We start from the raw sequence: 26,559 nt of genomic DNA, 5'->3' as shown, positions 1-26,559 counted from the left end.
CTGGCAGGCTTCCGTCTGTCGTTTTGGAAATGGGGAAATCTTCAAAATTCGTATCGTTTTTCCAACTCATTGTCCGATAGTCCTAATGGAGCAAACACATGCAGCCTATTCCCAGATCGAAAAAAGCTCGAACTGGTGTCTCAGGATTAGATGAAATCCTTGCGGGAGGACTGAGCGAAGGCCGCGTGTTTTTGCTTGAGGGAAATCCCGGCACAGGTAAGACAACGATCGCTTTGAGTTTTTTGATGGAAGGGGCGGCGATAGGCGAGCAAGGCCTGTATGTCACGCTATCCGAGACCGAAGATGAACTTCGTGACGGCGCGGCTTCGCACGGCCTAACAATCGACGGAAACATCGCGATTTTCGAACTCGTGCCGCCGGAGAGTCTTCTTGATGCCGAGCAACAGCAAAGTCTTCTGTACTCGTCAGATCTCGAACTGGGCGAAACGACCAAAGCCATCTTTGAGGAGTTTGAACGCATCCGGCCAAAACGAGTGGTTTTGGACAGCTTGTCCGAAATCAGGCTTCTGGCGCAAGGTTCACTGCGATATCGCCGGCAGATTCTGGCGCTCAAGCATTATTTCGCGCGAAAGAACGCGACGGTCCTGCTCCTCGATGATTTGACGTCCGATAGTCTCGACAAGACCGTTCATAGTGTCGTTCACGGGGTCATCAAGCTTGAAGAACTCGCGCCAAACTATGGTTCGGAAAGAAGGCGCCTGCGGGTCATCAAGTACAGAGGTCAGGCATTTCGCGGTGGTTTCCATGATTTCATCATCAGAACCGGCGGCGTCGTTGCTTTCCCGCGCCTTGTCGCGCTGGAGCACCGCAAGGAATTCTCCCGCGAAGTGCTTCCCAGTGGCATAAGCGAACTGGACGACCTTCTTGGAGGTGGTCTGGAAAGAGGCTCGAGCTGCCTCGTACTTGGTCCCGCCGGCACCGGCAAAAGCACCTTCGCGCTGCAGTTTGTGATGGCCGCAATCAAACGCGGCGAGAAGGCCGCGGTGTTCGTTTTCGATGAGGAACTGGGTTTATTGTTCGCGCGTGCCAAGACAATCGGCATCGACCTCGAAAAAATGCGCGGCGAGGGCAGTCTTCATATAGAACAACTCGACGCTGCGGAACTCTCCCCGGGAGAGTTTGCGCATCGGGTCAGGGAACGTGTCGACAGCGCGAATGCCAAAACCGTCGTGATCGACAGCCTGAATGGTTACCAGGCGTCGATGCCGGAGGAAAACGCCCTTGTCCTCCACATGCATGAACTGCTGCAATACCTCAATCGTCAGGGAGCGACGACAGTCCTGACCGTCGCGCAGCATGGTCTGGTCGGGGACATGAAAGCTCCGGTCGATGTTACCTACCTCGCCGATAGTGTGGTCCTGCTTCGCTATTTCGAGGCGCGCGGGAGAGTGAGGAGAGCCGTCTCTGTCATCAAGAAGAGAACGGGCCACCACGAGGACACGATCAGGGAATTTCGAATCTCCAACAAAGGGCTATCACTCGGTGAACCCCTCGACGAGTTCCAGGGAGTTTTGCGCGGAGTACCCAATTTCGTCGGCAAGATCGAACCCCTGCTAACCCCAAACCAAATGGATGTCGATCATTCTTGAAACTAGCAGCAAATCGGCTCTCATATACGCACCAGGTGGTCGCGACGCGATGGTCGCGGCCTCCATTCTTACCGAAGCCGGTATCGTCTCCAGGATATTTTCGGACCTTGAAAGTCTCTGCCACGCCCTCGGAGAGCACGTTACGTTCGTTGTGATCACCGAGGAGGCAATTCTTGGCGCCGATCTGAAACTGCTTTCGTCTTGGGTGGAAAGTCAGCCCAGCTGGTCCGATTTGCCATTCGTCGTTCTGACACATCGTGGCGGCGGGCCGGAGCGTAACCCTGCGGCAGCACGCTTGTCGGAAATTCTCCGCAACGTCACCTTCTTTGAGCGTCCTTTTCACGCGACGAGTTTCATAAGCGTTGCAAAAACCGCGCTTAGGGCAAGGTCTCGCCAATACGAAGCGTTGAACAGAATGGAAGAATTGAGCGAGGGAGAGCGCAGGCTGCAAACAGCACTTCGCGCCGGAAGGCTTGGTTCCTGGGAATATGATGTCGCAACCGGCGCGCTCCTCACATCGGATGTATGCAAGGCCGTCTTCGGGAGAAGTCCGGGCGATAGTTTTCTATTTGATAACCTGGTCGATAGTATCCACGCGGATGATCGTGGGCGGATGCAAACAGCGATACAAAACGCCATTTCGACTGGCCTGGACTTTGAAATCGAGTATCGAACGATTTGGCCGGACTCGAGCGCGCATTGGGCGGAGTTCCGAGGAAGGGTTGTAAAAGACCGCGACGGCAATGTTTCACGCCTGGTCGGTGTCTCATCAGACATAACCGCGCGCAAGACCGCTGAAAAAGAGCTGATTGAATTGAATGGGACGCTTGAGGAGCGCGTTGTTGAACGCACATTGGAACTCAACAACGCGCACCAGTCGCTTATTGACGAGGTAAAGCAACGGGAGGTCGCCGAAGAGCACCTCAGGCAGGCCCAGAAAATGGAAGCCATAGGCCATCTTACCGGCGGCGTGGCGCACGACTTCAACAATTTGCTGATGGCAGTCCTTGGAAATCTCGATCTGCTGCGCAAGCATTTTGCCGACGACCCCAAGGCAGTGCGGTTGATAGACGGGGCTTTGCAGGGGGCGCAACGGGGGGCGGCATTGACCCAAAGATTGCTCGCCTTTGCCCGACGCCAGGATCTTAAGGTTGAACCGGTCGATCTTGTAGAACTGGTAAAAGGGATGACTGATCTTTTATGGAGGTCGGTCGGATCCAAGATCCAGATCAACTACGACCTGCCTGCCGGTCTGCCCCCTGTGCTGGCGGATGCGAATCAAATTGAGTTGGCCCTGCTCAATCTGGTGGTCAATTCACGCGATGCTATGGCCAATGGCGGAGAAATCGCAATCGGCGTCAAGAAGACGGAGATCGCTTCGGCTACGGGCGATCTGACCGCGGGAATATATGTCGTGCTCTCCGTTCGCGACACTGGTCAAGGAATGTCGCCCGAGACACTGAAAAGGGCGATTGACCCATTCTTCTCCACGAAGGAACTCGGAAAGGGCACTGGACTTGGACTTTCCATGATCCATGGTCTGGCAGTGCAGCTGCGCGGTGCACTTCGACTATCGAGTTCCACTGGGGCAGGAACAACAGCGGAGTTGTGGCTTCCCATGAGCACAAAGATGAAAAATGATGTTGTTGCGGCCGATGCCGCCGTTCCCGCGATCGATGAGGCGAAGTTCCGGATATTGGTGGTGGATGACGATGCGTTGATCGCGATGAGCACCGTGGATATGCTCGAAGACCTGGGGCACGAGGTGATTGAAGCGCATTCCGGTTTGGAGGCACTGGAAATCCTCAAAGGCGGGCAAGAGGTCGACTTTCTCATCACCGACTATTCGATGCCAAAAATGACCGGTGCGGAACTTGCCAAAGCTGCCCGAGCGCTGAAGCCCGACCTGCCTATCCTTATTGCCACCGGCTATGCCGATTTGCCGCCGGGAGCGGATATCGACGTGCCTCGACTTGGCAAACCATACAATCAAGCTGACTTGGCCGCCCACATCGCAAAAGCATTGGTGCTCTGAAATTTACAAACATCTTGGTTGATGTGGCGCGGCGGCCATTTCTGGCACAAGCGGGCATAGCCGTACCAGACGCAACTTAACCGTTACGTACTTGCTGTTTACACCGTAGCCGCGTTCATTGTTTCAAGCATTCTTATGCGTTGCAGCTACAAGAAATGGTCATGGCCAACATCACAAAGGACCTCCATCATGCCGGACAAGCCTAAAGAAGGCCTCGATCGCCGCGACTTCATGATCGCATCCCTTGCCACGGTCGGCGTGTCGGCTGCCCTTGCCGCCAGCGCTGGCACTGCGAATGCGCAAGACACAGCTGCCCCGGCTGCGCCGCAGGCAACCGTCTATACGGGGGATATTGTACAGGGGAAGAAGGTCGTCAGTACGCTCGACGTCAACGACCTCGAGCCTGGCAAGAAGCATTTCCTGTATTTTCAGGGTGTTCGGATGCCCACCGGCCAGCAGCGGTATGCGTCTGTGATTGTCGCCAAAGGGGCAAAGCCGGGCAAGCGCGTCGTTCTGGTCAGCGGCGTTCATGGCGACGAGATGAGTTCAGTGCATACGGTCCAGACCGTATTGAACCAACTCGACCCGACACAGATGTCCGGTACTGTGATGGCGGTAACGGACGTGTCTGGCCCGGCCATCGAGGCCATGCAGCGCAGATGGCCCGATTCGGGCAGGGGCCTCGATCTGGTCGACATGAACCGGGTGTGGCCGGGAAACGAGAACGGTGCCACCGCGGCCAGCCGGCACGCCGGGCTGCTGTTCAACCGGCTTCTCCGCCCCAACGCCGACGTCGCGATCGACTTCCACACCGGGACAACCGGTTTCGAGGTCTCCGCCTTCAACATTGCCAGCATGGATGTGCCCGAGATCAAAGCGATCGTGGATCTTTACCCCGTCAGCCAGATTTTCGACAATCACACCTATCCCGGCGTCCTGCACAATGCGTTTGTCGATGCGGGCATCCCGTCCTTTTGCCCGGAGGTCGGCGCTGCGCGTGTCCTCGACCTCGAATTGATCGCCCAGTTTGTGGAAGGTACGATGAACGTTCTCAAGCATCATGGCATTCTTGGCGGACCGATGGGACGCACCGGCAAGGATGCGGGTGTTTTTGTCGGCAACAGCGCATTTCCGATTCTGGCAACGGAGGGCGGGTTCGTCGAGCATCTGGTCAAGCTCAACGACAAGGTCGAAGCCGGACAGAAGGTGGCCATCCAGCGCAATAGCTTCGGCGAGGTGGTTGCGGAGTATACCACCGGCGTGGCGGGACAGGTGGCTGGCCTGCGCAGCGATGTATCGTCCGAGCCCGGCAACCCGCTGGCATTTATCCTTTATCACAAAGCCCCGCCGGAGGGTGTCGAGACTTATCCCGAATAATTCACCGATAAAAAGGGGGGAATGCAGATGACAAGCCTTATCAAGACGCTTGCGCTGGTCGCGCTTTGGTCTTTTGTTATCTGCATTGGCGGTGCGCCGCTGCACATGCTCGCGGCAAATGCGCAGGCAGCCGAAGATACATCGATAAAGCCGTTCACTATCCACGTGCCCGAGGAGGAGCTTAGCCAGCTCAAACGCCGGATACAGGAGACACGCTGGCCCGACCCGGAGACGGTGACCGATCAATCCCAGGGCATACAGCTTGCGAAGCTCAAGCCGCTGGTCGAGTATTGGGGCAGCGACTACGACTGGCGCAAGGTGGAAGCCAGAGTGAATGCCCTGCCGCAATTCACCACCAAAATCGACGGGATCGATATCTACTTCATCCACGTTCGCTCAAAGCATGCGAACGCCCTGCCTGTGATTATCACGCATGGCTGGCCGGGATCCGTGTTCGAACAACTCAAGATCATCGATCCACTGACGAATCCGACCGCTCATGGCGGGCAGCCGGAAGACGCGTTCGACGTGATCATTCCGGCGATGCCCGGCTATGGCTTTTCCGGCAAGCCGACGGACACCGGTTGGGGTCCCGACCGCACCGCCAAGATCTGGGCGGAACTGATGAAGCGCCTGGGCTATACGCGCTATGTCGCCCAGGGCGGCGACTGGGGCTCGCCTGTCTCGAGCGCGATGGCGCGCCAGGCGCCGGAGGGTCTGCTCGGCATCCACATCAACTTGCCGGCGATCGTACCGCCCGAGATTGCGGCGGTGCTTGCCGTCGGCGGACCTGCGCCTGCGGGATTGACCGAGAAGGAGCGCGAGACATTCGACGCGCTTGCTGCTGCTGGTAAAATGGGGAACAGGTCCTATGCGACGATGATGGGTACGCGGCCGCAGACGGTAGGCTATGCCATAACTGACTCACCAGCCGGCCTCGCCGCATGGATGCTCGGGCATCCGGGCTTTTCCAGATGGACATACAGCAACGACGATCCCGAAAAATCTGTCGACGAAGTTCTGGACGACGTCACGCTGTATTGGCTGACGAACAGCGCGACCTCTTCGGGGCGGCTCTACTGGGAATATGGCGGTGGCCGCAGTCCCGCGCTATCGGCCGGCGAGATGACCTCCGAAATCGCGCTGCCGGTGGCGATCACGGTGTTTCCTTTCGAAAACTATCGCGCCCCGGAGACATGGGCCCGGCGCGCCTATCGCAACCTGATCTACTTCCACGAGGTCGACAAGGGCGGTCACTTCGCCGCGTGGGAACAGCCGGAGCTTTTCAGCGCAGAGCTGCGAGCTGCGTTCAGATCGCTGCGTCAGTAAGACTTCATACCACCAGCCCGCACCAATTCGGCCATGGCCCGCGCTTCCGTCGTGTGCTGATCGGCTTCGAGACCATCCGCTACGCCGGTGCGGTCGTTCTCGGGGCGGTTCTGGCTGATCTTCCACTTGCCCTCGATCTCGGCGATCTCGATCTCGATGCCGACAATCCCTTTCAGCTGCGAGTCGATATAGGTTTCCGGAGCGTCAGCCACCGCCCATGGCGCGGCGCGCGGCGCTTCGTTGCGGGCGGTGAGGGCGGAGACGTGGGTCCGCAGCCAGTCGCGGTCCTCGATGATTTTGGCCGTGCCGCGTACCTGAACGATGGCATAGTTCCATGTGGGCACGACCTTGCCGGTTTCCTGTTTGGTCGCATACCAGGAGGGCGTCACATAGGTCTGGGGACCCTGAAAGACGATGAGCACGCGGCCATCGCTCGCGAGCTGGCGCCATTGCGGATTGGCGCGGGCGACGTGTGCGAAGAGCGTGCCCTTCGGCGCGGCCTCTGCATCCAGCAGGAAGGGAATGGCATTGGCATTGGGTCCATCTTCGCCACTGTTGATCAACAGGCCGAGCGGATGCGCCTTGATGAGCGCGTGCTGGATTTCAAGCCTCTCCTCGCGGAAATGCGGCGGCTGGTACATGGGATGCTCCTTGGTGTTCTAGCGCCGGAGTGTGCATCAGGACCAGGCTTGATACAAGGCGGGGTGAGGCGCCTTGTACAGGGTTTCACGCCGCCTGCCTGCCATAGGCGAGGATGAAGGCGATAAGCGCGCCGATATTGGCGAAGGTGCGGACATGGTTCCACGGCAGCCACTCGGCGAGATAGCGGGTCCACAGGGCAGCGCCTTCCGGGCTCGCCCCCGGCGAAACGGCGGCGAGCGCATCATTGAGCGGGACGTTGAATACCATGGTGACGACGATCACACCGGCAAGATAGAGCAGGCTGCCGGCAAGCAGCCAGGCCGAGCCCGGCTCCGCCCAGCGCAGGACGCTGGCGATGCCGAGCCCAAGGCAGAGCACGGCCGTGCCGAAGAAGGCGAGGCTGAACGTGGCATTGAGGATCGTCACATTGATCGAATTCATGGCGGCGATGCCCTGTTCGGGCGGCAGTTTTGCCAGCGCCGTCATGATGAAACTGGAGAAGGCGAAGAACAGGCCGGCCATCAGGCCAGTGCCAAGCGCGGCAATGAGGGTGAGAAACGGCATGAGGGCGATCATTGCACGCCCTCCCAGATGCCGGTCGCAGCGGCTTCGCTGGCGAAGGTGGTGAAATCGCGGGGTGGTCGGCCGAGTGCCTGGTGGACGCCATCGGTCAAGTATTCATTGCGCCCGTCGAGCACCACGGTGAAGAGTTCGTTGACGAGCGCGGCGATATCGGCGGGCACCTGTTCCCGTTCGAGACCTTGCATGAATTCCTCCGGGCTGATGGTGGTGTAGCTTATGGGGCGCCCGGTGGCCTTGGCAATCTCGGCCGTGGCTTCGGCGAAGGTCAAGGCGCGCGGGCCGGTGACCTCATAGACCTGGCCTATGTGGCGACCATCGGTGAGCGCGGCCGTGACAATATCGGCGATGTCATCGGCATGGATGAAGGGTTCGCGCACCGTGCTGACTGGCAGGGCCATCTCGCCGGCGAGAATCGGGCCAAGCAGCATGCTTTCGCTGAAGTTCTGCATGAACCAGCTGGCACGGACGATGGTCCAATCGGCGCCGGAGGCTTGCAGCAGTTGTTCGGCGCGCTGGGCTTCGGGCTCGCCGCGTCCGGAGAGGAGGACGAGACGCTTGACGCCCTTGCGGACGGCGAGGCGGGCGATATCGCCGATGGCTTCGGCAGCGCCCGGGATGGCGAGGTCGGGATAGTAGGTGATGTAGGCCGCCGACACGCATTCGAGCGCGGGTGCCCAGGTTTCGGGATTCTCCCAATCGAAGGCGGGGCTGGCGTTGCGCGAGCCGATACGCACGGGAACCCCCTTCGCGGTCAGACGTTCGGCGACGCGGCGGCCGGTCTTGCCGGTGCCGCCGATGATCAGAACGGGGAATTTCGAGGTGCGGAAGGTCGTCATTTTCATCTCCTCTTAAACATGAGCAAGCCTCATATTTGCAAATGTGATAAATCCTCATATTATAGAAGTCAAGAAAAATGTGAGGAATACTCATGAATGATATTTGGCCAATCGAGGGCGTACGGCGCGAGCCGACACAAAAACGCAGCCGCGAGCGGGTGGAGCGGATATTAAGCTGCGCCTCGACGTTGATCGAGCAGAGCGGCAGCGACGCCATGCGCATGAGCGACGTGGCGGAGATGGCGGGGATTTCGATCGGTTCGCTCTACCAGTATTTTCCCGATAAGGGCGCGATTATCCGCACGCTGGCGGAGCGCTACAATGTGCTTGGCCAGCGATGTATCGCGGAAGGGCTGCAAGATGTGCGGGACCGGGAAGGCTTGCGGCTGGCGTTCGGCGAATTGATCGATGTCTATTACGCAATGTTCCTCGCCGAGCCGGTGATGCGTGACATCTGGTCGGGGACGCAGGCGGACAAGGCGCTACGCGATATCAGCCTTGCCGACAGCCGTATCAATGGCGCGGTGCTGGCGGCGGCGCGGGCGCGGGTCGATCCCTATGCGAGCCGCGACGAACTGGAGACGTCGAGCTTTCTCATCATGCAGCTCGGCGAGGCGACGATGCGCATAGCGATCTCGGTTGAGCGCCAGGACGGCGATGCGCTGGTCGAGCATTTCAAGCGCATGGTGCTGCGAGAGATGATGGAGGGGTGAGATGGCAAGAACCCTTGCCGCCGCAATGGTATCGCCACCTGACCTGCTATAAGATATGGCTGGAGCCGTCGTGCTCCTTTGTTTCTACGCAATTCCGGACGGAAAACCGCTTCACTTTTCCTGGAATTGCACTCGGGGGCCAGGCATGGAGCGCCGTCTTGCAGCCGTACTGATCGCTGATGTCGTCGGTTACAGCCGTTTGAGCCAGATCGACGAGGAGGGAACGCGCGCCCGTTTTCAGGATGACCTCAGCAAAGTCTTCGAGCCAAGGATCGCCGAGTATAATGGACGGCTGGTCAAGACGATGGGGGACGGTCTTCTGGTCGAGTTCCAAAGCGTGGTCGCCGCATTGCGTTGTGCCGTCGAGGTGCAGCGCGAAAAGGCTGAACGCAATGCTGCCGCTCCCCAGGAAAAGCGTCTGGTTTTTCGCATTGGTGTCAATCTCGGGGACATCATGGTCGAGGGCGAGGATATTCACGGCGACGGCGTCAATATTGCCGACCGGATACAGGCGCTCGCGGAACCGGGTGGCATTGCGATTTCCGGAACGACCTATGACCAGGTGAAATCGAAACTTCCGGTCGGCTACGTCTCGCTCGGCGAGCAAAGAGTCAAGAGCATCGCCGAGCCGATCCGGGTCTATCGCGTTGTGCTCGACCCTGCCGGAGCGGGCAAGACAGTCGGCGCGCGCAGACGCTTGCGTGGGTGGCGCGTGCCGGCTGTCGCAGTCCTTGTTTTGACGCTGCTCGGCGCAGGATTGCTGTGGTGGAGACCTGCGCAGCTCTTCCAGCCTGCGTCACTCGTCGAGCGATTTGCCTACCCACTGCCGGACAAGCCGTCGGTGGCGGTCCTGCCTTTCATCAATGTGAGCGGTGACACGGATCATGACCACCTTGCGGCGGGACTGACAGACGATCTCATCACCGAGCTCTCGAAGGTCTCTGGCCTGTTCGTGATCGCACGTCATTCGGTGTTCGCTATCCAGGATACGGTTGGAAAGATTCAGGATGTGGCTGCCGAACTCGGCGTTCATTATGTTCTTGAGGGAACTCTGCAGCGCGCGGATTCCCGGCTGCGGATCAATGTCAAGCTGATCGATGCGCTGACCGGTCTCTCGTTGTGGGCCGAGCGCTATGATCGCCAATATGCCGACCTTTTTGCGGTTCAGGACGACGTCATCGGCAAGATCATTTCTGCGCTTGAAGTCAAGCTGAGCGAAGGCGAGCGTGACCAGCTGGCGCGAATACCCACCGAGAATCTCGAGGCCTATGATTACTATCTTCGAGCCGAGCAGGAGGGTTTCTATTACAGTGACGTCGAGACCTACCGGCGAACTTTGTCCTATTACCAGAAGGCACTCGATCTCGATCCGAATTTTGCCAATGCCCATGCCGGGATCGCCCGCGTGGCCGTGGATGTCTGGCGCAACGATTACAATTATCTCTGGTCTGCCGCAGTGGCGCGAAAGATTGCCTACGACGCAGCGGGTCAGGCTCTGAAGCTCGACCCGAACAACGCTCGTGCGCATACGGTGCTCGCGCTTCTGCAGCTGGTCGACGGGCGGGAGGTGGAGGCGAGGGATTCGGCCAGCCGGGCGGTGGCTGCACAGCCGAACGACGCGGAGATCGTCGGTAATCTGGCGCTTATCCTGGCACAAACCGGCAGCCGCGCCCAGGCGGTGACCGAGATTGGAAAGGCGCTGCGGCTCGATCCCACGCCACCGCCCAGCCTTCAGTTGCTTGCCGGCATTGTATTTTACATCGCGCGCGACAGCGGACGGGCGGTTCCTTTGATGGAGACTGCGCGCGATGCCCTTCCCAAAGCGGAGCCCGCTCGTGAATATCTCGCCGCTGCCTATGTGGATCGCGGCGACCAGTCGCTTGCATCCCGGGAAACGGGTAAATTGCTGGAACTGTTTCCAGACAGCAATCTGACATATTACGGCTATCTCTATGATTATTGGCGCGAAGACGATCTGCGTCATCATCTGAACGGGCTGCGCGCCGCCGGGGTGCCTGAATGGCCATTCGGCTTTGAAGCCAATCCGGCCGACCAGGTCGGCGAGGCGGAATTGAGCGCGATGGTCAATAACAAAACCTGGATAGGCAAGCACAAGAACGGCACCGAATTCATCCAGTATTTCGACACGGCGGGAAACACCGCATACCGCAGCGCCAACACGAATATTACCGGCTTGATCGAAGTTCGCGGCAACCGGCTATGCGAGCGGTTCGGGGGCTATTTCCTGGATCGGATGGTATGCGGCTATGTCTACCGCAACACGGCGCCAGAGCAGCGCGACGCGAAATATGTTCATGTCACGCCGCGCGCATTGATGTATTTTTCCATTACCCCCTGAGATTTCCGTCAGTTGGCGGGGGCCTTCTGCCAATCCGTCTGCAATTTCTCCGCAACGAGCGTGTGCTCCACATCGGACCAGTGCTTGCGGGAGTCGGTGAGCTTGCTCGGGTTCTTTTCAAATCCATCCGCTGCTCCCGGATCATAGCTTATGTACAGTTTGCCCTCGATGATCCGCCAGGCTTTCGGGTCGACATTGGTCGTGACCGTCCCGAACGAAACGCCGTCTGCGCAATAGCCGCCATATTGCGGCGCATATTTTGCAGGTTCTGCGATGAACAGATCGCGATTTTCTGCGCTGGCGAACTGCCAAGTCGCGCCAAGCCAGCGGTATGAATACTTGTCTGATCCCTGAACGGCCTGGTTTTGCGTGAAATAGGCGACCGGGTCATAGCCCTTGATCGCCACGTCGCCAAAATAGCCGGTGTTGACGAGTTCTTCGGCCCCGGCCGGCGGCGTGAACGAGAGCAGCATCACGGCCGCAGCCATAGATGCAGCAATTTGAAACCTGCGTTTCAAGCGATGTTCCAGCATTTCAGTTTCTCCCTTAGTTCCGGTGCGGCATTACCGGCGACCAGCCGTCATTTGCGCTTGGTGCACTCGGTAAAAAGCCATTGGCCAACCAGATCGGCCTTCTGGCATTCAGCGCCCGCCTTCATCAGCAGGGCAGCCGCATCCCAATGTTCCCGCCAACCAGCCTGGGTGAGGGGCGTATAACCGTTACGTTCTTTTGGTTCGACTTCAGCCTTGTTGGCCAAGAGGTACGCTACCACATCGGCATGACCTTCTTCGGCTGCCGCATGCAGAGGTGTCATGTGATAGAAGTTCTTTTCGTCATTGACCGCCGCGCCCTTCTCGACCAGCAACTTTACCGTATCGAGATTTCCGCCATAGGCAGCAGCGTGCAACGCCGTCAGCCCGCCTTTGTTGCGGATTTCGATGTTCGAACCGCGTTCGAGCAAAATAGCCACCACGTCCCGCTTTCCGGCGAGCGATGCGATAAGCAGAACCGGCTCGCCGGCATCGTCCGGTTGTGCAATGTCCGCGCCCTGATCCAGCAATTGTTTGACGGTCGCGACATCGCCATTTTTCGCGGCGTCATGCAGTGGCCCCGCCAGCACGGACGAGACCCCCAACATTCCCCCGACAAATGCAATGCAAAAAAAGTTCAACGAACGTCCCCCGTCTCAGCATCCATGAGCGGAACGCGGGAAAATATCACATTATGGCGTATACCGGAATTAACCCCTAGGGATTAGAAGGCATCGATATTCACGCCTTGACGGTCTGCGAGCGGTATTTTTCTGCGATACGGTGCTTACCCACTATAAATACGCTTCTCGGAAACCACCGTTTCCGCCTCGCAACGATCGCGAATCTCGTATTTAACTTGCGTGGGCGCTGATGATAGCATCGGCCTCTTTCCCATAAAGTTCTTCGAAATGATCGAAATTCTTCGAAAATGTGCCGATGCCCTGTGTAGCGGAGCGCAGCGAGCGCGCCAGCTCGTCGAGCGCGCTGCCGGGAATGAGCGCGCGGAACACATCCCATCCCTTGGCGGATTCATCGCGGTCGAAGCCAAGCACCTGGCCTTTGAAGGAAGAGACGATGGGTACGAGACTGCCGGAATAAATGGAGGGGATGTGGATCTCCACACGGAAGATTGGCTGCATCAGCACGGCGGATGCTTGGGCGAGCGCGTCCCGCACCCCCATTTTCCCCGCTGCCCGGAATGCGAATTCGGAACTATCGACTGAATGGTGCTGGCCGTCGGTCAGCGTCACGCCGACATCGATGACCCGCAGACCCAGTGGGCCCTTTTCCATCGCTTCGCGAGCTCCTGCCTCGACTGCGGGAATGAAATTGCGCGGAACGGCACCACCCTTCACCGTTTCGTCGAAGCTGAAGCCTTCGCCGCGTTCATTCGGGTGGATGCTCAGCTTCACATCGGCGAACTGTCCGGCACCGCCGGTCTGCTTGCGGTGCCGATAGTGAACATCGGATGTTTTCGAAATCGTCTCGCGGTAGACAGGGCTTGGTTGCCGGTCGGTCACGTTGACATGAAAGACTTCCGCCAGGGTCTTGCAGAGGTCGCGCAAATGCACCGGTCCCTGAACGCAAATCAGCTGGGCGCCGGTCCCTTCCTCCTGCGTGACCTTGAGGCCGTGATCGGTCTCTGCGAGCTTTGCCAGCGTTTCGGAGAGCTTGGTTTCGTCCCGTTCGCTGTCGGGCACCAGTATGCGTTCCAGCATCGGGGTGGGCGGCGTTGTCCATGCCGGCGATGCGACGGCGGCGTCAGCTGTCAGCAACGACGGAACCGGCAAATGGTCGGATTTGACAGTGGCGAAAACGTCGCCCGGGAGTATCGCCGCTGGAACAGGTTTGCCGGTTCCAGGATCCTGAACTGGTCCCAAACGGGACCCGCCAAGCAGGGACCCTTGCTTGAGACCATCACCGAGAGCACGGACAAGCACCGTCTTGCCGACATTCTGGCGGTGGTAGGCGTGAAAGCTCACGCCGACCAACGCCGCCTCCTTTATGTTGGCGGCCGCTGCAAGGCGCGCGCGAAGGACATCGTTCTGCGGCGCTTCGTGACGCAGGGCCTTCATCAGGCGCATGATGCCATTGCTATGGCTGGCGGCCCCGACAAGAACGGGAATGATCCGATTTTCCCGCAGAACGCGCGAAGAGATGGCATAAATGGCATCGCTGGCTGGCTCGCGGTCTTCGATGAGTTCCTCGAGCAGCCAGTCGTCGAATTCAGAAAGAGATTCGAGAAGTTCGGCACGCGCTTCGTGTTCGCGCTCCACGACATCGGCGGGAATTTCAACAAGGGCCGACGTCTGGCCCTCGCGGTAGCGCCAGGCACGCTCCGAAATAAGGTCGCAGCTGCCGACGATCTTGTCGCCCTCGCGGATGGGGATCTGCCGCAGGAGCAACGTGTGGCTGGCAAAATCCTGAAGCGAGGCGATGACGTCTCTGAGCCGCCCCCTAGGTTCGTCCATCCGGTTCACGAACACGATGCACGGTGTTCCCGAAGCTTCGATCACCCGCAGATAGGGAGCCGCAAGAACCGCTTCCTCGGGGTTTGGTGACACACACAGGATGCAAGCATCACTGGCCAAAAGCGCATGCTGGGCGTGGGCCAGAGCCTCGCCCGATCCGGGCGCATCCAGCGCGCACCATGCTTCGTTTCCGAACTCGAATTCCGTCAGGCCCAGTCCGTATGGAGAGATGGATTTTTTCGATGCACCTTCCAGTGCGGACAGTTTCTCCACGAGCGTGGATTTCCCGGCCTGCGAAGGACCGAGTACCGTAAAGCAGCGCATGGCGTTCCTCCCTGCCACGAACAACAATCTCCACTGGTAGGATGCCCCAGACTGGCGCAAAGCGCTAGGGTCAGGACCTGCTAATCTGGTCGAAATGGCATGCCGGGGGGAAGTCCCCGCCCTTCACGCTTCTCCTCGCCTAAGTCAAAGCTCGATTGTTTTCGCGCCAACGTGGATCGAGCGCCCGGCGCCCCAACCGAACATTGCCGCTCCAAGCCCGAGAAGGACGAATAGCCCAGCTGTAACCGCGAAGCTCCCGGTGAGGCTATGAATAAGGCCGACCAGAAGCGGACCGGTAGCGGCGAGCATATAGCCGATGCATTGCGCCATGCCGGAAAGATGCGACGCCACATGTGCATTCGGTGATCGCAAAACGATAATAGTCATGGCAATGGCGATCAGGCCGCCTTGACCAATGCCCTGGATGAAAGCCCACAGCCAGACCGTTGACAGTGGTGCGAACAGAAAACCGAGCAGGCCGGTGACCGCAAGCGCGACGAGCGCAACATTGATGAACCGCTGGTCCCTGCAGCGCACTGCGATCGACGGAACGAGGAGGCAGGCAAGAACCTGCGCCATAACCGACACGGAAACCACGACGCCCGCTGTAACTCCGTCGAGCCCGCGCTCGCGCAGGATCGGCGACAGCCAGCCGAAGACGCAGTAAGCCAAAGCCGATTGCAGTCCCATGAACAAGGTGACCTGCCAGGCAAGTCGATCGCGCCAGAGCCCTTCAACTCTGAAGCCGGCATGTTTCGTGCGGACCTTCCTGAGGAAGGCATGCGGGAACCAGATCACCGCGACGAGTATCGCCGGTATCGCCCATGCACCAAGCGCCAAGGACCAGGAACCGCCGAGCATGCGCTGCAAGGGCAGGGTGAGACCAGCTGCACTTGCTGCTCCTGCACAGAGCGCCATCGTGTAAAGGCCGGTCATCATGCCGGTTCTCGAGGCGAAGTCGCGCTTCACAAGACCCGGAAGCAGAACATTGCCCACGGCGATACAGGAGCCGGCAAGGGCCGTCCCGAAGAATAGCAATGGCAGCGAGCCAAAGCCACGCAACGCGGTACCCAATGCAAGAAGCAGCAGCACGGCCAGCAGCGTTCGTTCCGCGCCGATGCGCTGTGCCAGCCTTGGCGCGAGCGGGGCGAAGACGCCAAGGCAGACGACGGGCAGGGTTATCAGAACGCCGGCGCCGAACGAGGACAGCCCCGTCTCTTCAATGATCTCAGGCAAGAGCGCAGACGCACTGGAAAAGACCGGACGGAGATTGAAGGCGATGAGGACGAGGCTCAACCCCGTGACGATCTGTGCCGCGCGACTTGCAAAAACCGGAGGCCTGGGCTGTGGAACGCTGTCGGCTTCTGCATCGATCAATTGCTCGCTGGCGATATCCTGTGGTCCGGACCTGGCAGATATATGCTGATTCATGATGCGAGAAGCCGATCGAGTTCAAGAAGAATGGGAGCCATGAAAGCCCGGGTGGTGAGAGTTGCTTTCTCCGGATCGCCCGAGGCGATGGCATCGATGATCGCGGAATGGGCAGCCATGTCAGGCTCGGGGAGTTCGCCGGTCACCGTTGCCTTGATGATTTCCTGGGTCGAAGTCGAGAAGAACTCATAGACCTCGATCAGTGCTTTATTTCCCGAAGCGGCGACGACCGCCTTGTGAAATGCAAGGTCTTGTTCGACATAGCGATCATGATCGGCGGAATTGTACTCGCCGCGATCGCTAAGCATTTGCCGAAGTTCGGCGATGATCCCCGGTGTATGTCGCGTTGCCGCAAGGCGCGCGGCCTCTACTTCCAGCGCACAACGCGTCTCGACCTGATCGCGGAGCCCGGTTCGCCGGATTCGGAGCAGACGGTCCTCCGCATCGATCACCGAGCGGACATAGGTGCCGGAGCCCTGCCTGGTTTCAAGGATGTTCTGGGAAACAAGGACGCGAACAGCTTCCCGCACGGTACCCCGACTGACGCCCAACATGTCGGCAAGCGTCGCTTCATTGGGGATGCGCTCCCCGATCTGCCAGCGGCTGGCGGTGATTTCAGCACGAATATTTTGGATCGCGGTGTCCGCAAGATTGGTACGTATGGCGGGCTGCATCGGTATAATTCCTAAAGTCATCTGATGACTTAATGAGTACTCCCGACTTCCCCCTCTGTCAATTCATCGACATATCGGCCGCCTGAGGCGCGAAAGACTTGCCTCATGCGGCAGATTGCACTAGCCAATAAGGACAAATTTTTAGCCAGGAATTACACACCAGCATGACCCTCGTTGATACGCGTACGCCGGAACCCAAGCGTTTTGTTTCAGGTGCCACAGGCGATTGGGAGATTGTCGTCGGCATGGAAGTCCATGCGCAGGTCACCTCCAATTCGAAATTGTTTTCCGGTGCATCGACCACTTTCGGCGCTGAACCGAACGAGAATGTCTCGCTGGTCGATGCCGCCATGCCGGGAATGCTGCCGGTCATCAACGAATGGTGCGTGCGTCAGGCGATCCGTACAGGGCTCGGGCTTAAGGCGCAGATCAACCTGAAGTCGGTTTTCGACCGCAAGAACTATTTCTATCCCGACCTGCCGCAGGGTTACCAGATATCCCAGTTCAAGCAGCCTATCGTCGGCGAAGGCAAGATGATCATCTCGGTCGGCCCAGATAAAAAGGGCGAGTTCGAAGATATCGAAATCGGCATCGAGCGTCTGCATCTGGAACAGGATGCCGGCAAATCGCTGCACGATCAGAATCCGACGATGTCCTATGTGGATCTGAACCGGTCCGGCGTGGCGCTGATGGAGATTGTCTCCAAGCCAGACATGCGCTCCTCCGATGAAGCGAAAGCTTATCTCACCAAGCTGCGCACCATTGTGCGTTACCTCGGCACCTGTGATGGCAATATGGATGAAGGCTCAATGCGCGCCGACGTCAACGTTTCGGTGCGCAAGCCCGGCGGTGAATTCGGCACACGCTGCGAGATCAAAAACGTAAACTCGATCCGCTTTGTCGGCCAAGCCATTGAATATGAGGCGCGCCGCCAGATCGCCGTCCTTGAAGATGGCGGCTCCATCGATCAGGAAACGCGGCTTTTCGATCCGGTAAAGGGCGAGACACGTTCGATGCGCTCCAAGGAAGAGGCGCATGACTATCGCTATTTTCCTGATCCAGATCTCCTGCCGCTCGAATTCGAGCAGTCCTATGTCGAAGAACTGAAGGCCGACCTGCCGGAACTGCCGGACGACAAGAAGGCGCGCCTCGTCTCGGAGCTGGGGCTTTCCGTCTATGACGCATCTATTCTGGTGACGGAAAAAGCCATTGCCGATTACTACGAGGCTGTTGCCAAGGGCCGCGATGGCAAGCTTTCCGCCAACTGGGTGATCAATGATCTGCTCGGGGCACTGAACAAGGCTGGCAAGGGAATAGAGGAATCGCCTGTGTCGCCGGCGCAGCTCGGCGCGGTGATCGATCTGATCAAGGAAGGGACGATTTCCGGCAAGATCGCCAAGGATCTTTTCGAGATCGTCTGGAATGAAGGTGGCGATCCCCGCGAACTCGTGGAAAGCCGGGGCATGAAGCAGGTCACGGATACCGGCGCGATCGAAAAAGCCATCGATGATGTCATCGCCGCCAACCCGGACAAGGTGGAGCAGGCCAAGGCAAAGCCAAGCCTTGCCGGCTGGTTTGTCGGACAGGTGATGAAATCGACAGGTGGCAAGGCCAATCCGCAGGTTCTCAGCGACATGGTCAAGGCAAAACTCGGGATAACCGAATAGATGTGGGTTCGCAGCGCAACGAAGGAAGATCTGGATGCGGTGCGCGACATGCTCGCCCTGACCTGGCACGCGACCTATGACGATGTTTACGGCGTTGAAAAAGTGAAGGCGATCACGGATCGCTATCATTCCCTCGATGCGTTGAAGAAGCAGTTGGCAAAACCCTATTCGGAATTCATCATCGCCGATGATGGCGCCGATATCATGGGAATGGCCTATGCGTCTCAGAAGGATCACAAGCTTTCGATCCTCAACCAGCTCTATGTGCATCCGGAACATCAGAAGAAGGGTGTGGGTTCGTTGCTGCTGGCGGAGATGGAGAGTGCCTTTCCCGGTGTCTACGCGCTGCAGCTCGAAGTTATCGAATCGAATCAAAGGGCTCTGAGCTTTTATGAAAGCAGGGGATTCGAGCGTACCAACAACCGGATCGAAAACTGGGGCGAGCCGAATTCCGGTATTTCCGTGGTCGTGCTGGAGAAATCCCTGACTGGATTTGAGCTCGCGCCGTGACAACAGAAGTTGATGTGACGTTCCGGCAGGCAACGATGGATGACCTGCGAGCGGTGATCGCGCTGTTTGCCGACGATGCAATCGGTGGTCACGGCGACACAACCGATTCCTCGGCGTTGCCACTTTATGAAAGTGCCTTTGCCGCGATCGAAGCCAGTCCAAACGATCTGCTCTTCGTCGGCGTTCTCAGGGATGAGGTGGTTGCCACCGCACAAGTGACCTTCATTACGTCGCTCACGGGCCGGGGAACGAAGCGCATGGCTATCGAAGCGGTGCAAACACGAGCCAACATGCGCGGCAAGGGAATTGGCGCGAAGTTGATCCAGCATTGTCTCGATGTTGCGCGCGATCGGGACATTGCTCTCGTGCAACTGACATCGAACGCCAAGCGCCAGGACGCGCACCGTTTCTACGAGCGCCTTGGTTTCGAGAAGAGCCACGCGGGATTCAAAATGCGCTTGGCTCCAGCGTCAACTTGACCCTTGCTATCGAGCAATGATACGGCCATAAACCGATGAGTTGCCAATGGCGACATTCCAGGCAGGATTGCTATGAAGACCTTCATGACCCAGTTTTTCACGTGGTGGAATGGACCGACACTCGGTACCCGCTTCTTCACATGGCGCAAAGGCACGAAAGTTGGCGAAGATCAGTTCGGCAACGTCTATTACGAGGGCACCTTCGATTCGGAAGGGCGCAAGCGACGCTGGGTAATCTACAACGGCTATGCCGAAGCTTCGGCTATCCCTGCCGGCTGGCATGGCTGGATACACCACAAGGTTGACACTGCGCCTTCGCAGGAAAACTATAAACCATATCCTTGGGAAAAGAATCATCAGGCGAATCTTACCGGTTCTGCCGCTGCCTATCGACCGCAGGGCTCGATTGCGCATGGGGATAACCGGCCGACCGTGACCGGCGATTACGATGCCTGGACACCGGGCGCCTAGTCGGATCTTCTTCTGCCACATTTGCTCTTTATCGACAGGCTGGAATCGAAATCCTCTTGTGCGCGCTTAACCGGAAATGACATGATCAGTCGGAAATTTCGCTCTCTTGCCGTCGGGCTGATCATTGCTGGTCTATGCGGTGCTGTGTCCGGCGCATCGGCCCAGTCGGCCGACAAGATTTCGAATCCGATTGCCGTCTTTTCCGGTCTCGACAAGATCACCGGACGAATCACCACCTTCGACGTCTACATCAACGAGACCGTGCAATTCGGGGCGCTGCAATTGACGCCGCATGTCTGCTACACGCGTCCCGATACGGAGGCGCCGAAGACAGATACATTTGTCGAAGTGGACGAGATCACGCTGGATCGCAAAATCCGCAAGATCTTTTCCGGCTGGATGTTTGCCGATAGCCCCGGCCTGAATGCGGTCGAGCACCCGGTGTACGATGTATGGCTGAAGGCCTGCAAACAGAAGTCGGACGTTCCAGCCCCGGATGCCGCCCAGACGGGCGGAACCCAGAATTAACTATTCCCCAAGCTGATAGCCTACATCGGCTTCGGGCAGTTGATCATCCAGGGTGTGCCGTAGCGATCGACGAACATGGCAAAGCGCTGAGCCCAAGATGTTTCGCCAATCGGCATCATGATGCTGGTCGCGCCTTCAGAAAGTTCGGCGAACACACGGTCTGCTTCTTCGGGTTTATCCGTGTTGATGCTCACGGTCATGCCCTGTGCCTTCTGAAAATAGGGCGGCGGTGCATCTGATCCCATCAGCATCGAATCCCCGACTTTCATGCTGACATGCATGATGTTTTTGGCCAGTTCCGGCGCCGATGAGTTGCCTTCGGGCATCTCGTCATAGCGGACCATGAACTCGATCTTTCCGCCCAGCACTTTCTCGTAAAATTTGAAAGCTTCCTCACATTGACCGTTGAAGTTCAAATAAGCATTGAGTTTCACGATAGTTCTCCTTGTGGCTTTGGGTTGTTCCGTTTCAAGGACGAACGGAATGGCAGCTCCCCGACATTCTTCTCAGGAATGTTTCGGACATCGGCCGGGTTCCGACAAAGGAGCATACAACCGGATATGCGACGGTTTTTAGAATTCAGCCGGCTGTGCCAAGGCATTTTCCAGCATCTTCTGGTATTGACGCCGGGGCACCTCGACGGCGCCAAAGGTTTCCAGATGATTGGTGGTGAACTGCGTATCGAGCAGCGTAAAATTTTTTTCAATCAGACGGCTGACCAGATGGACGAGGCAGACTTTCGATGCATCCCGCTCGCGTGAGAACATGCTTTCACCGAAAAATGCTGATCCCAGCGCGATGCCGTAAAGGCCGCCGACAAGTTTACCATCGCGCCAGGCTTCAACCGTGTGGCAATAGCCAAGATCGAACAGCCTGCCATAGGCTTCGCGGATCGGGCGATTGATCCATGTGCGGGCGCGTTCGCCGCTGCCGCTGGCGCAGCCGGCAATAACGCCGGCGAAATCGTTATCGTAGCGAATGTCGAAGCGGCCCTGGCGCACCGTCTTGCGCAGGCTGCGCGAGACGTGGAAATTCTCGAAGGGGAGGACCCCGCGCTTTTCCGGACGCACCCAGAAGATTTCCGGATTGTCTGCCTCTTCGGCCATGGGAAAAACCCCGGTTGCATAGGCGCGCAGCAACAATTCGGGGTCTATTCTGTATGCTTCTTGCGGGTTCTTACCCGTCATACCTTATTCTTCTGCAGCGTCTGCTGCGTCACCAGCCAGATAATGTTCCAGCCAATGGATATCATAATCCCCATTGGCAATGTCAGGATTATTGATCAGATCCTGAAACAGCGGCAGCGTGGTCTTGATACCGTCGACAACGAACTCGTCGAGCGCCCGGCGCAGGCGCATCATGCATTCGACGCGGTTACGGCCGTGAACGATGAGCTTGCCGATGAGGCTGTCATAATAGGGCGGGATCTTGTAGCCGGTATAGACGCCTGAATCGACGCGAATGCCAAGGCCTCCCGGCGTATGCCAGTGGGTGATCGTACCCGGCGACGGCGTAAACGTGCGCGGATCTTCTGCATTGATGCGGCATTCGATGGCATGACCGGAGAAGCGAATATCCTCCTGCGTTACCGATAGTCCGCCGCCCGAGGCAACGCGGATCTGCTCGTGCACAAGATCGATGCCGGTTATCGCCTCGGTTACGGGATGTTCGACCTGGAGGCGGGTGTTCATTTCGATGAAATAGAACTCGCCATTCTCGTAAAGGAATTCGATGGTGCCTGCGCCGCGATAACCCATGTCGGCCATGGCGTTGGCGCAGATCATCCCGATACGCTCGCGCTCATCGGAATTGAGGGCAGGCGAGTTGGCTTCTTCCCAGACCTTCTGGTGCCGGCGCTGCAGCGAACAATCGCGTTCACCGAGATGGACGGCTTTGCCGAAGCCATCGCCCATGACCTGAACTTCAATGTGGCGCGGCTGCTGGAGATATTTTTCGATATAGACAGCATCGTCGCCGAAGGCTGCGCCCGCCTCGGTGCGGGCGGTTGACAGGGCGACCGACAGCTCGTCTTCGTTCATCGCGACCTTCATGCCGCGACCCCCGCCGCCGGCCGAGGCCTTGATGATGACCGGGTAACCGATTTCGGCACAGATGCGCGCTGCTTCCTTATCGTCAGTCACGCCGCCGTCGGAACCCGGGACAACCGGAATGCCGAGCCGCTTCGCAGTGCGCTTGGCCTCGATCTTGTCGCCCATGATGCGGATATGCGCGGCAGTCGGGCCAATGAAGGTAATGTTGTGCGCTTCGAGGATTTCGGCGAACTTGGCGTTCTCCGACAGGAATCCGTAACCTGGATGGATCGCATCAGCGCCGGTGATTTCGCAGGCCGCAACGATCTGATGGATGTTCAGATAGCTATCGCGGGAAGGAGGCGGACCGATGCAGACACTTTCGTCGGCAAGCCGCACATGCATGGCATCGGCGTCGGCAGTTGAGTGGACCGCAACGGTCTGGATGCCGAGCTCCTTGCAGGCGCGCAGGATGCGCAGGGCAATCTCGCCGCGATTGGCTATGAGTATTTTCTGAAACATTACGCTCTCGCTACTCGATCACAACCAGAAACTCACCATATTCGACGGGTTGGCTGTCTGTGACGAGGATAGCGGTAACCGTACCAGAACGTGGAGACGGTATCTGGTTCATCGTTTTCATGGCTTCGATGATCAGAAGCGTCTGGCCTTCCTTGACCTGTGTTCCGACCTCGATAAAGGCGCGGGCACCAGGCGCGGGGGAAAGATACACGGTTCCGACCATCGGTGAAGGAACGGCATTCTTCGAGGGATCCGCGACGGCAGATGCGACCGGAACAACCGTTGCCGCCGGAGCGGGAGCCCCGCCCGCCGGAGCTTGGGCATAGACGGGAGCTGCAGCCTGCACCGTTATCTGCCGCGATACGCGAATGCGAAGGTCGCCCTGCTCGATCTCAATATCCGTGAGGTCGGTGTCATTCAGGATTTCCGCGAGATCGCGGATCATGACCTTATCGATCCCGGTGGTTCTGTTAGCCATGCTTTTTCAAGCCCCTTATACCTGTTTTGGCGGTACGCTATTGCGACGCTGCCAGCTTGACGAGTGCGCGCAGGCCCATCACGTAGCCATCGACCCCGAAGCCACATATCACCCCTTTAGCCAAAGGGGAAACGTAGGAGTGATGGCGAAATGACTCGCGCGCGTGAATGTTGGAAAGATGAACCTCCACCAGCGTGACGGCGGCAGCGCGGATGGCATCATGCAATGCGATGGATGTATGCGTGTAGGCGGCGGGATTGATCAACACCAATGCCTTCTGCTCGCCTGCCTCCTGAATCCAGCTCACCAGATCACCTTCGTGATTGGACTGGCGAAACACGACGTCGACGCCCAGATTTTCACCTTCGGCCCGGCACAAACCTTCGATATCGCTCAACGTCGCGGCGCCGTATATTCCCGGCTCACGCTTACCAAGCATATTCAGGTTCGGGCCGTTGAGGATAAAGATCTGCTGTTTCATGGTGGTCCCATATAGACGGCTTATCGCCAAGCGAAAAGCCCGCAAAGCACCCTTATTGCTTGTCCACAAAGGGTTTTGCCAAGCAAAAGTAAATATTCAGGCTATTTGTTGCGAATATGGCTGATCTTTTCAGCAAGGACATCCGCACCAAGTGCGCCGGGCACGACTTCATTGCCCACGACGTAGGAGGGGGTTCCGGTAATGCTCAAGCTGTTTGCCAGTTCGAAGTTTTCATTGAAAGCCTTCGTGACTTCGGGAGAGAGCATTTTCTCGCGGATTTGAGCTTCGTTTGCGCCCAGCTTGACCGCAATGGCGATCGCCGAGGCTTCGGTTGCGCGTCCTTCGCCACCGAGGAGATCACGGTGGAACTCGAGATATTTGTCCGGCATGAGCGCTTTGAACGCCTTGGCGACGATATGCGCGCGCGTGGAATCCGCACCAAGAATGGGGAATTCCTTCATCACGAAGCGCAGGTTTGGATCACTTTTCAAGAGAGCATCCATGTCCGGCAGAGCTTTTTTGCAATAGCCGCAATTATAGTCGAAGAACTCGACGATCGTGACATCGCCTTTCGGATTGCCGAAAACCGCATCCATCGGCGAGTGAAAGATCTTGTCCTGGTTTTCGCTGATGACCTCGGTCGAAGCTTCCTTCTGCGCGGCTTCCTGCTTGGCATTGAGAGCCGTCTGGACCTCGATCATGACCTCAGGATTATTGATCAGATAATTCCGCACAATCCCTTCGATCTCAGCTCTGTCGGTCGCGGAGGCGGTGGTCGACGACATTTCCGGCGCAGGGCTGGCAACAACGACATCAGACCGTCCGGCCTGATAGCCCAGAGCGAGGGCGGCAACGCCAACAATGCCGGCGGCGGCACCGATCAGAGCGACTTTTGTCATGATGAACTGTCCTTTTTCAAATTCTGCCGGAACGCGTGTTGCCGCGTCTCACTTGCGCTTTGCATTGATGATATCTTGAGCCTGTATCCACTCGGGCGTGCCGTTTTTCAAGCCGCGCTGTGCACGAATGGCAAAGATTTGTGCGTCCTGGATCTTGCCTGAATAATATTTCTGCTCTGCACTGGCGAGATCGGACCTGACCATGTCGCCCGTCTGGGCATAAGCCTGGGCCAAATAGCCATAACCCGATGGATATTCGCGATCGCTGGCAATTCCGGCCTTGATTTCCTTTATGGAGGCCTTGAGATTATCCGGCGTACCCGACAGCATGAGAGCCCGCCCATAGCTCATGCGGATCAAACTGGATTTGCGCGGATCGAGCGCATTTGCCTTCTGAAAAGCATTCGCCGCGTCGCTCGCCTTGTTCTGCTTCAACAGGATCTCGCCCCGGATCTCCTGGAAATAGGGGTTCTTCGGTTGTTCCTTGATCAACACATCGATCTTTGAAAGCGCGGACTGGGAGGAGCCGTTGAGATAGGTCGCGACGGCATCGCCGTAGCGCGCTCCGATATTGCGCGGATCCTTGCGGAAGGTCTGCAACACGCTTGCACCACCGCCAGTATAGGCCGCAATCTTGCCTCGCATCATATCATGACGTTGCTGCAGTGCCGGACTGTCAAGCTTGTCGTAATACGGACTTGCGCGGGCCAAAACCTCAAGGTTTGCAATACGTTCCCGTGGCATCGGATGGCTGATGCGGTATGGGTCGACGCTGGTTCCCGTCAACGCGAGCGCATTGGAAAAGCGCTCGAACGTCGTGAGCATGCCTTTGGCGGATTGTCCGGTGTTTGCGAGATAAGTAATGGCGGAACGGTCAGCGGCCATTTCTTCGGAGCGTTGATAGTTGAGTAGGTTACGCATGGCGGCTTCGGGACCAGCCATGGCGACGCCCATACCCGCTTTAGACAGACCGTTGGCACCGCCGGCAGCTCCGCCGACGACCGCGCCGATACCAAGCAGACTTGTAACGACGGCCATGGTCTTGGCGGCGGCCAATTGTTCGCGCAGTTTGAATTCGTGACCGCCAGCCAGGTGACCCGTTTCATGCGCAAGAACGCCGATGATTTCATTGGGCGTCTGCGCTTGGAGCAGGGCACCCGTATTGATGAAGATGCGCCTGCCGTCGACGAATGCATTGAAGCTGTTGTTATTGACCAGAACTATCCTGATCGCGTTTCTGGAAAGTCCTGCTGTTTTGATTATCGGCGTCGCATAGTCGGTGACCAGCGCCTCGATTTCCGCATCGCGAACAATAGGTACGGATGATGATTGGGCAGTCGCGATGGCGGTTTGTGCCAAGCACAGCGCGCTTGCGGCGGCCGCAGCAATCGCACCACGTGCAAAATTTGCTATTGGTCGAAATAAACCAGTCATTTGAAACGCTGCCATATCTATTCGTACCGAAATCGATGTTTGAAGGAAAGTGAGCTTATTAGAACTCCTTGAATTGTGAAAAGCCCTAAGGCCCACCAAAGAAAAACCGGCACGTGTGCCGGTTTTTCAAATCACTTACAGTTC

The 26,559-nt window shown here is 57.9% G+C and carries 26 protein-coding genes; 11 read left to right on the top strand and 15 right to left on the bottom strand.

Going from position 1 to position 26,559, the window contains the following annotated elements:
• The first annotated feature begins 98 nt into the window (after positions 1 to 98).
• The 4 genes from J2X72_RS06045 to J2X72_RS06030 all read left to right on the top strand — a co-directional run bounded on the left by J2X72_RS06045 (position 99) and on the right by J2X72_RS06030 (position 6,351).
• Positions 99 to 1,610, top strand: coding sequence for an ATPase domain-containing protein (locus tag J2X72_RS06045; RefSeq protein WP_210004489.1), 1,512 nt, complete (start codon positions 99 to 101; stop codon positions 1,608 to 1,610).
• Positions 1,594 to 3,645 carry a PAS domain-containing hybrid sensor histidine kinase/response regulator gene (locus J2X72_RS06040; protein WP_210004490.1) on the top strand — a complete coding sequence of 684 codons (2,052 nt, stop codon included), beginning with the start codon at positions 1,594 to 1,596 and terminating at the stop codon, positions 3,643 to 3,645. Before J2X72_RS06045 ends, J2X72_RS06040 begins: the two co-directional genes overlap by 17 nt.
• A gap of 189 nt (positions 3,646 to 3,834) precedes the next feature.
• The gene (locus J2X72_RS06035; protein WP_310069675.1) at positions 3,835 to 5,022 is read left to right on the top strand and encodes a succinylglutamate desuccinylase/aspartoacylase family protein; all 1,188 of its coding nucleotides are present in this window, start codon (positions 3,835 to 3,837) and stop codon (positions 5,020 to 5,022) included.
• 105 nt (positions 5,023 to 5,127) lie between these two features.
• Positions 5,128 to 6,351, top strand: coding sequence for an epoxide hydrolase (locus tag J2X72_RS06030; RefSeq protein ID WP_310070979.1), 1,224 nt, complete (start codon positions 5,128 to 5,130; stop codon positions 6,349 to 6,351).
• Here the strand turns inward: J2X72_RS06030 and J2X72_RS06025 are convergent.
• The 3 genes from J2X72_RS06025 to J2X72_RS06015 form a co-directional block, all read right to left on the bottom strand.
• Positions 6,345 to 6,992: an FMN-binding negative transcriptional regulator gene (locus J2X72_RS06025; protein ID WP_310069671.1), complete on the bottom strand. Its 648-nt coding sequence runs from the start codon at positions 6,990 to 6,992 to the stop codon at positions 6,345 to 6,347. The two genes, J2X72_RS06030 and J2X72_RS06025, sit on opposite strands and share 7 nt — an antisense overlap.
• A gap of 85 nt (positions 6,993 to 7,077) precedes the next feature.
• The gene (locus tag J2X72_RS06020; RefSeq protein ID WP_310069668.1) at positions 7,078 to 7,569 is read right to left on the bottom strand and encodes an anthrone oxygenase family protein; all 492 of its coding nucleotides are present in this window, start codon (positions 7,567 to 7,569) and stop codon (positions 7,078 to 7,080) included.
• Positions 7,566 to 8,411: an NAD(P)H-binding protein gene (locus tag J2X72_RS06015; protein ID WP_310069665.1), complete on the bottom strand. Its 846-nt coding sequence runs from the start codon at positions 8,409 to 8,411 to the stop codon at positions 7,566 to 7,568. The genes J2X72_RS06020 and J2X72_RS06015 overlap by 4 nt, the downstream gene beginning before the upstream one ends.
• Before the next feature lie 92 nt (positions 8,412 to 8,503).
• Between J2X72_RS06015 and J2X72_RS06010 the strand changes: the two genes are divergently transcribed.
• Both J2X72_RS06010 and J2X72_RS06005 read left to right on the top strand, forming a co-directional pair.
• Positions 8,504 to 9,124 carry a TetR/AcrR family transcriptional regulator gene (locus J2X72_RS06010; RefSeq protein WP_310069663.1) on the top strand — a complete coding sequence of 207 codons (621 nt, stop codon included), beginning with the start codon at positions 8,504 to 8,506 and terminating at the stop codon, positions 9,122 to 9,124.
• 145 nt (positions 9,125 to 9,269) lie between these two features.
• A complete protein-coding gene (locus J2X72_RS06005) occupies positions 9,270 to 11,483 on the top strand; it encodes an adenylate/guanylate cyclase domain-containing protein (protein WP_310069659.1) in 2,214 nt (737 codons plus the stop codon).
• An 8-nt stretch (positions 11,484 to 11,491) separates the two neighbouring features.
• Here J2X72_RS06005 and J2X72_RS06000 read toward each other — a convergent pair whose 3' ends face one another.
• The 5 genes from J2X72_RS06000 to J2X72_RS05980 form a co-directional block, all read right to left on the bottom strand.
• Positions 11,492 to 12,016 carry a YHS domain-containing (seleno)protein gene (locus J2X72_RS06000; RefSeq protein WP_210004498.1) on the bottom strand — a complete coding sequence of 175 codons (525 nt, stop codon included), beginning with the start codon at positions 12,014 to 12,016 and terminating at the stop codon, positions 11,492 to 11,494.
• A gap of 47 nt (positions 12,017 to 12,063) precedes the next feature.
• A complete protein-coding gene (locus J2X72_RS05995; protein WP_210004739.1) occupies positions 12,064 to 12,621 on the bottom strand; it encodes an ankyrin repeat domain-containing protein in 558 nt (185 codons plus the stop codon).
• 246 nt (positions 12,622 to 12,867) lie between these two features.
• On the bottom strand, positions 12,868 to 14,811 hold the full coding sequence (locus J2X72_RS05990) for an elongation factor G (RefSeq protein WP_210004499.1): 1,944 nt from the start codon (positions 14,809 to 14,811) through the stop codon (positions 12,868 to 12,870).
• 144 nt (positions 14,812 to 14,955) lie between these two features.
• A complete protein-coding gene (locus J2X72_RS05985) occupies positions 14,956 to 16,242 on the bottom strand; it encodes a CynX/NimT family MFS transporter (RefSeq protein WP_310069657.1) in 1,287 nt (428 codons plus the stop codon).
• Positions 16,239 to 16,916, bottom strand: coding sequence for a FadR/GntR family transcriptional regulator (locus tag J2X72_RS05980; protein ID WP_310069655.1), 678 nt, complete (start codon positions 16,914 to 16,916; stop codon positions 16,239 to 16,241). The genes J2X72_RS05985 and J2X72_RS05980 overlap by 4 nt, the downstream gene beginning before the upstream one ends.
• Before the next feature lie 164 nt (positions 16,917 to 17,080).
• On the opposite strand from J2X72_RS05980, the gene gatB reads away from it, so the two are divergent.
• The 5 genes from gatB to J2X72_RS05955 all read left to right on the top strand — a co-directional run bounded on the left by gatB (position 17,081) and on the right by J2X72_RS05955 (position 20,571).
• Complete coding sequence (gatB, locus tag J2X72_RS05975; RefSeq protein WP_310069653.1) at positions 17,081 to 18,583, top strand: Asp-tRNA(Asn)/Glu-tRNA(Gln) amidotransferase subunit GatB; 1,503 nt, start codon at positions 17,081 to 17,083, stop codon at positions 18,581 to 18,583.
• Positions 18,584 to 19,093: a GNAT family N-acetyltransferase gene (locus J2X72_RS05970; RefSeq protein WP_112531297.1), complete on the top strand. Its 510-nt coding sequence runs from the start codon at positions 18,584 to 18,586 to the stop codon at positions 19,091 to 19,093.
• 35 nt (positions 19,094 to 19,128) lie between these two features.
• On the top strand, positions 19,129 to 19,572 hold the full coding sequence (locus tag J2X72_RS05965) for a GNAT family N-acetyltransferase (RefSeq protein WP_310070975.1): 444 nt from the start codon (positions 19,129 to 19,131) through the stop codon (positions 19,570 to 19,572).
• Positions 19,573 to 19,644: 72 nt separating this feature from the next.
• A complete protein-coding gene (locus J2X72_RS05960) occupies positions 19,645 to 20,043 on the top strand; it encodes an NADH:ubiquinone oxidoreductase subunit NDUFA12 (RefSeq protein ID WP_210004504.1) in 399 nt (132 codons plus the stop codon).
• 81 nt (positions 20,044 to 20,124) lie between these two features.
• Positions 20,125 to 20,571 (top strand): DUF2155 domain-containing protein, encoded by a 447-nt coding sequence (locus J2X72_RS05955; protein ID WP_310069649.1) that lies wholly within the window; start codon positions 20,125 to 20,127, stop codon positions 20,569 to 20,571.
• Positions 20,572 to 20,591: 20 nt separating this feature from the next.
• On the opposite strand, the gene J2X72_RS05950 is transcribed toward J2X72_RS05955, so the two are convergent.
• From J2X72_RS05950 to J2X72_RS05920, 7 genes are all read right to left on the bottom strand, one after another.
• Positions 20,592 to 21,005, bottom strand: coding sequence for a VOC family protein (locus J2X72_RS05950; protein ID WP_310069646.1), 414 nt, complete (start codon positions 21,003 to 21,005; stop codon positions 20,592 to 20,594).
• A 138-nt stretch (positions 21,006 to 21,143) separates the two neighbouring features.
• Positions 21,144 to 21,713 (bottom strand): leucyl/phenylalanyl-tRNA--protein transferase, encoded by a 570-nt coding sequence (gene aat, locus J2X72_RS05945; RefSeq protein ID WP_310070973.1) that lies wholly within the window; start codon positions 21,711 to 21,713, stop codon positions 21,144 to 21,146.
• Between the two features lie 48 nt (positions 21,714 to 21,761).
• Positions 21,762 to 23,123: an acetyl-CoA carboxylase biotin carboxylase subunit gene (gene accC / locus J2X72_RS05940; RefSeq protein ID WP_210004507.1), complete on the bottom strand. Its 1,362-nt coding sequence runs from the start codon at positions 23,121 to 23,123 to the stop codon at positions 21,762 to 21,764.
• A 10-nt stretch (positions 23,124 to 23,133) separates the two neighbouring features.
• Positions 23,134 to 23,601 (bottom strand): acetyl-CoA carboxylase biotin carboxyl carrier protein, encoded by a 468-nt coding sequence (gene accB / locus J2X72_RS05935; RefSeq protein WP_310069643.1) that lies wholly within the window; start codon positions 23,599 to 23,601, stop codon positions 23,134 to 23,136.
• 37 nt (positions 23,602 to 23,638) lie between these two features.
• Positions 23,639 to 24,082 carry a type II 3-dehydroquinate dehydratase gene (gene aroQ / locus J2X72_RS05930; RefSeq protein WP_310069641.1) on the bottom strand — a complete coding sequence of 148 codons (444 nt, stop codon included), beginning with the start codon at positions 24,080 to 24,082 and terminating at the stop codon, positions 23,639 to 23,641.
• A gap of 101 nt (positions 24,083 to 24,183) precedes the next feature.
• Positions 24,184 to 24,981, bottom strand: a complete 798-nt coding sequence (locus tag J2X72_RS05925) for a DsbA family protein (protein WP_310069638.1) — start codon at positions 24,979 to 24,981, stop codon at positions 24,184 to 24,186.
• Between the two features lie 48 nt (positions 24,982 to 25,029).
• Positions 25,030 to 26,415 carry a M48 family metalloprotease gene (locus tag J2X72_RS05920; protein WP_310069635.1) on the bottom strand — a complete coding sequence of 462 codons (1,386 nt, stop codon included), beginning with the start codon at positions 26,413 to 26,415 and terminating at the stop codon, positions 25,030 to 25,032.
• Between the last annotated feature and the right edge of the window lie 144 nt (positions 26,416 to 26,559).

Origin of the sequence: Phyllobacterium sp. 1468, assembly GCF_031455525.1 — a bacterium.
Lineage (GTDB): Bacteria > Pseudomonadota > Alphaproteobacteria > Rhizobiales > Rhizobiaceae > Phyllobacterium.
This window is presented reverse-complemented; position numbering and strand designations above follow the sequence as displayed.

Coding starts and splice junctions, on each gene's coding strand:
- J2X72_RS06045 (WP_210004489.1), top strand. CDS start 99: ATGCAGCCTATTCCCAGATCGAAAAAAGCTCGAACTGGTGTCTCAGGA.
- J2X72_RS06040 (WP_210004490.1), top strand. CDS start 1,594: ATGTCGATCATTCTTGAAACTAGCAGCAAATCGGCTCTCATATACGCA.
- J2X72_RS06035 (WP_310069675.1), top strand. CDS start 3,835: ATGCCGGACAAGCCTAAAGAAGGCCTCGATCGCCGCGACTTCATGATC.
- J2X72_RS06030 (WP_310070979.1), top strand. CDS start 5,128: ATGCTCGCGGCAAATGCGCAGGCAGCCGAAGATACATCGATAAAGCCG.
- J2X72_RS06025 (WP_310069671.1), bottom strand. CDS start 6,992: ATGTACCAGCCGCCGCATTTCCGCGAGGAGAGGCTTGAAATCCAGCAC.
- J2X72_RS06020 (WP_310069668.1), bottom strand. CDS start 7,569: ATGATCGCCCTCATGCCGTTTCTCACCCTCATTGCCGCGCTTGGCACT.
- J2X72_RS06015 (WP_310069665.1), bottom strand. CDS start 8,411: ATGACGACCTTCCGCACCTCGAAATTCCCCGTTCTGATCATCGGCGGC.
- J2X72_RS06010 (WP_310069663.1), top strand. CDS start 8,504: ATGAATGATATTTGGCCAATCGAGGGCGTACGGCGCGAGCCGACACAA.
- J2X72_RS06005 (WP_310069659.1), top strand. CDS start 9,270: ATGGAGCGCCGTCTTGCAGCCGTACTGATCGCTGATGTCGTCGGTTAC.
- J2X72_RS06000 (WP_210004498.1), bottom strand. CDS start 12,016: ATGCTGGAACATCGCTTGAAACGCAGGTTTCAAATTGCTGCATCTATG.
- J2X72_RS05995 (WP_210004739.1), bottom strand. CDS start 12,621: ATGTTGGGGGTCTCGTCCGTGCTGGCGGGGCCACTGCATGACGCCGCG.
- J2X72_RS05990 (WP_210004499.1), bottom strand. CDS start 14,811: ATGCGCTGCTTTACGGTACTCGGTCCTTCGCAGGCCGGGAAATCCACG.
- J2X72_RS05985 (WP_310069657.1), bottom strand. CDS start 16,242: ATGAATCAGCATATATCTGCCAGGTCCGGACCACAGGATATCGCCAGC.
- J2X72_RS05980 (WP_310069655.1), bottom strand. CDS start 16,916: ATGCAGCCCGCCATACGTACCAATCTTGCGGACACCGCGATCCAAAAT.
- gatB (WP_310069653.1), top strand. CDS start 17,081: ATGACCCTCGTTGATACGCGTACGCCGGAACCCAAGCGTTTTGTTTCA.
- J2X72_RS05970 (WP_112531297.1), top strand. CDS start 18,584: ATGTGGGTTCGCAGCGCAACGAAGGAAGATCTGGATGCGGTGCGCGAC.
- J2X72_RS05965 (WP_310070975.1), top strand. CDS start 19,129: ATGGATGACCTGCGAGCGGTGATCGCGCTGTTTGCCGACGATGCAATC.
- J2X72_RS05960 (WP_210004504.1), top strand. CDS start 19,645: ATGAAGACCTTCATGACCCAGTTTTTCACGTGGTGGAATGGACCGACA.
- J2X72_RS05955 (WP_310069649.1), top strand. CDS start 20,125: ATGATCAGTCGGAAATTTCGCTCTCTTGCCGTCGGGCTGATCATTGCT.
- accC (WP_210004507.1), bottom strand. CDS start 23,123: ATGTTTCAGAAAATACTCATAGCCAATCGCGGCGAGATTGCCCTGCGC.
- accB (WP_310069643.1), bottom strand. CDS start 23,601: ATGGCTAACAGAACCACCGGGATCGATAAGGTCATGATCCGCGATCTC.
- aroQ (WP_310069641.1), bottom strand. CDS start 24,082: ATGAAACAGCAGATCTTTATCCTCAACGGCCCGAACCTGAATATGCTT.
- J2X72_RS05925 (WP_310069638.1), bottom strand. CDS start 24,981: ATGACAAAAGTCGCTCTGATCGGTGCCGCCGCCGGCATTGTTGGCGTT.
- J2X72_RS05920 (WP_310069635.1), bottom strand. CDS start 26,415: ATGACTGGTTTATTTCGACCAATAGCAAATTTTGCACGTGGTGCGATT.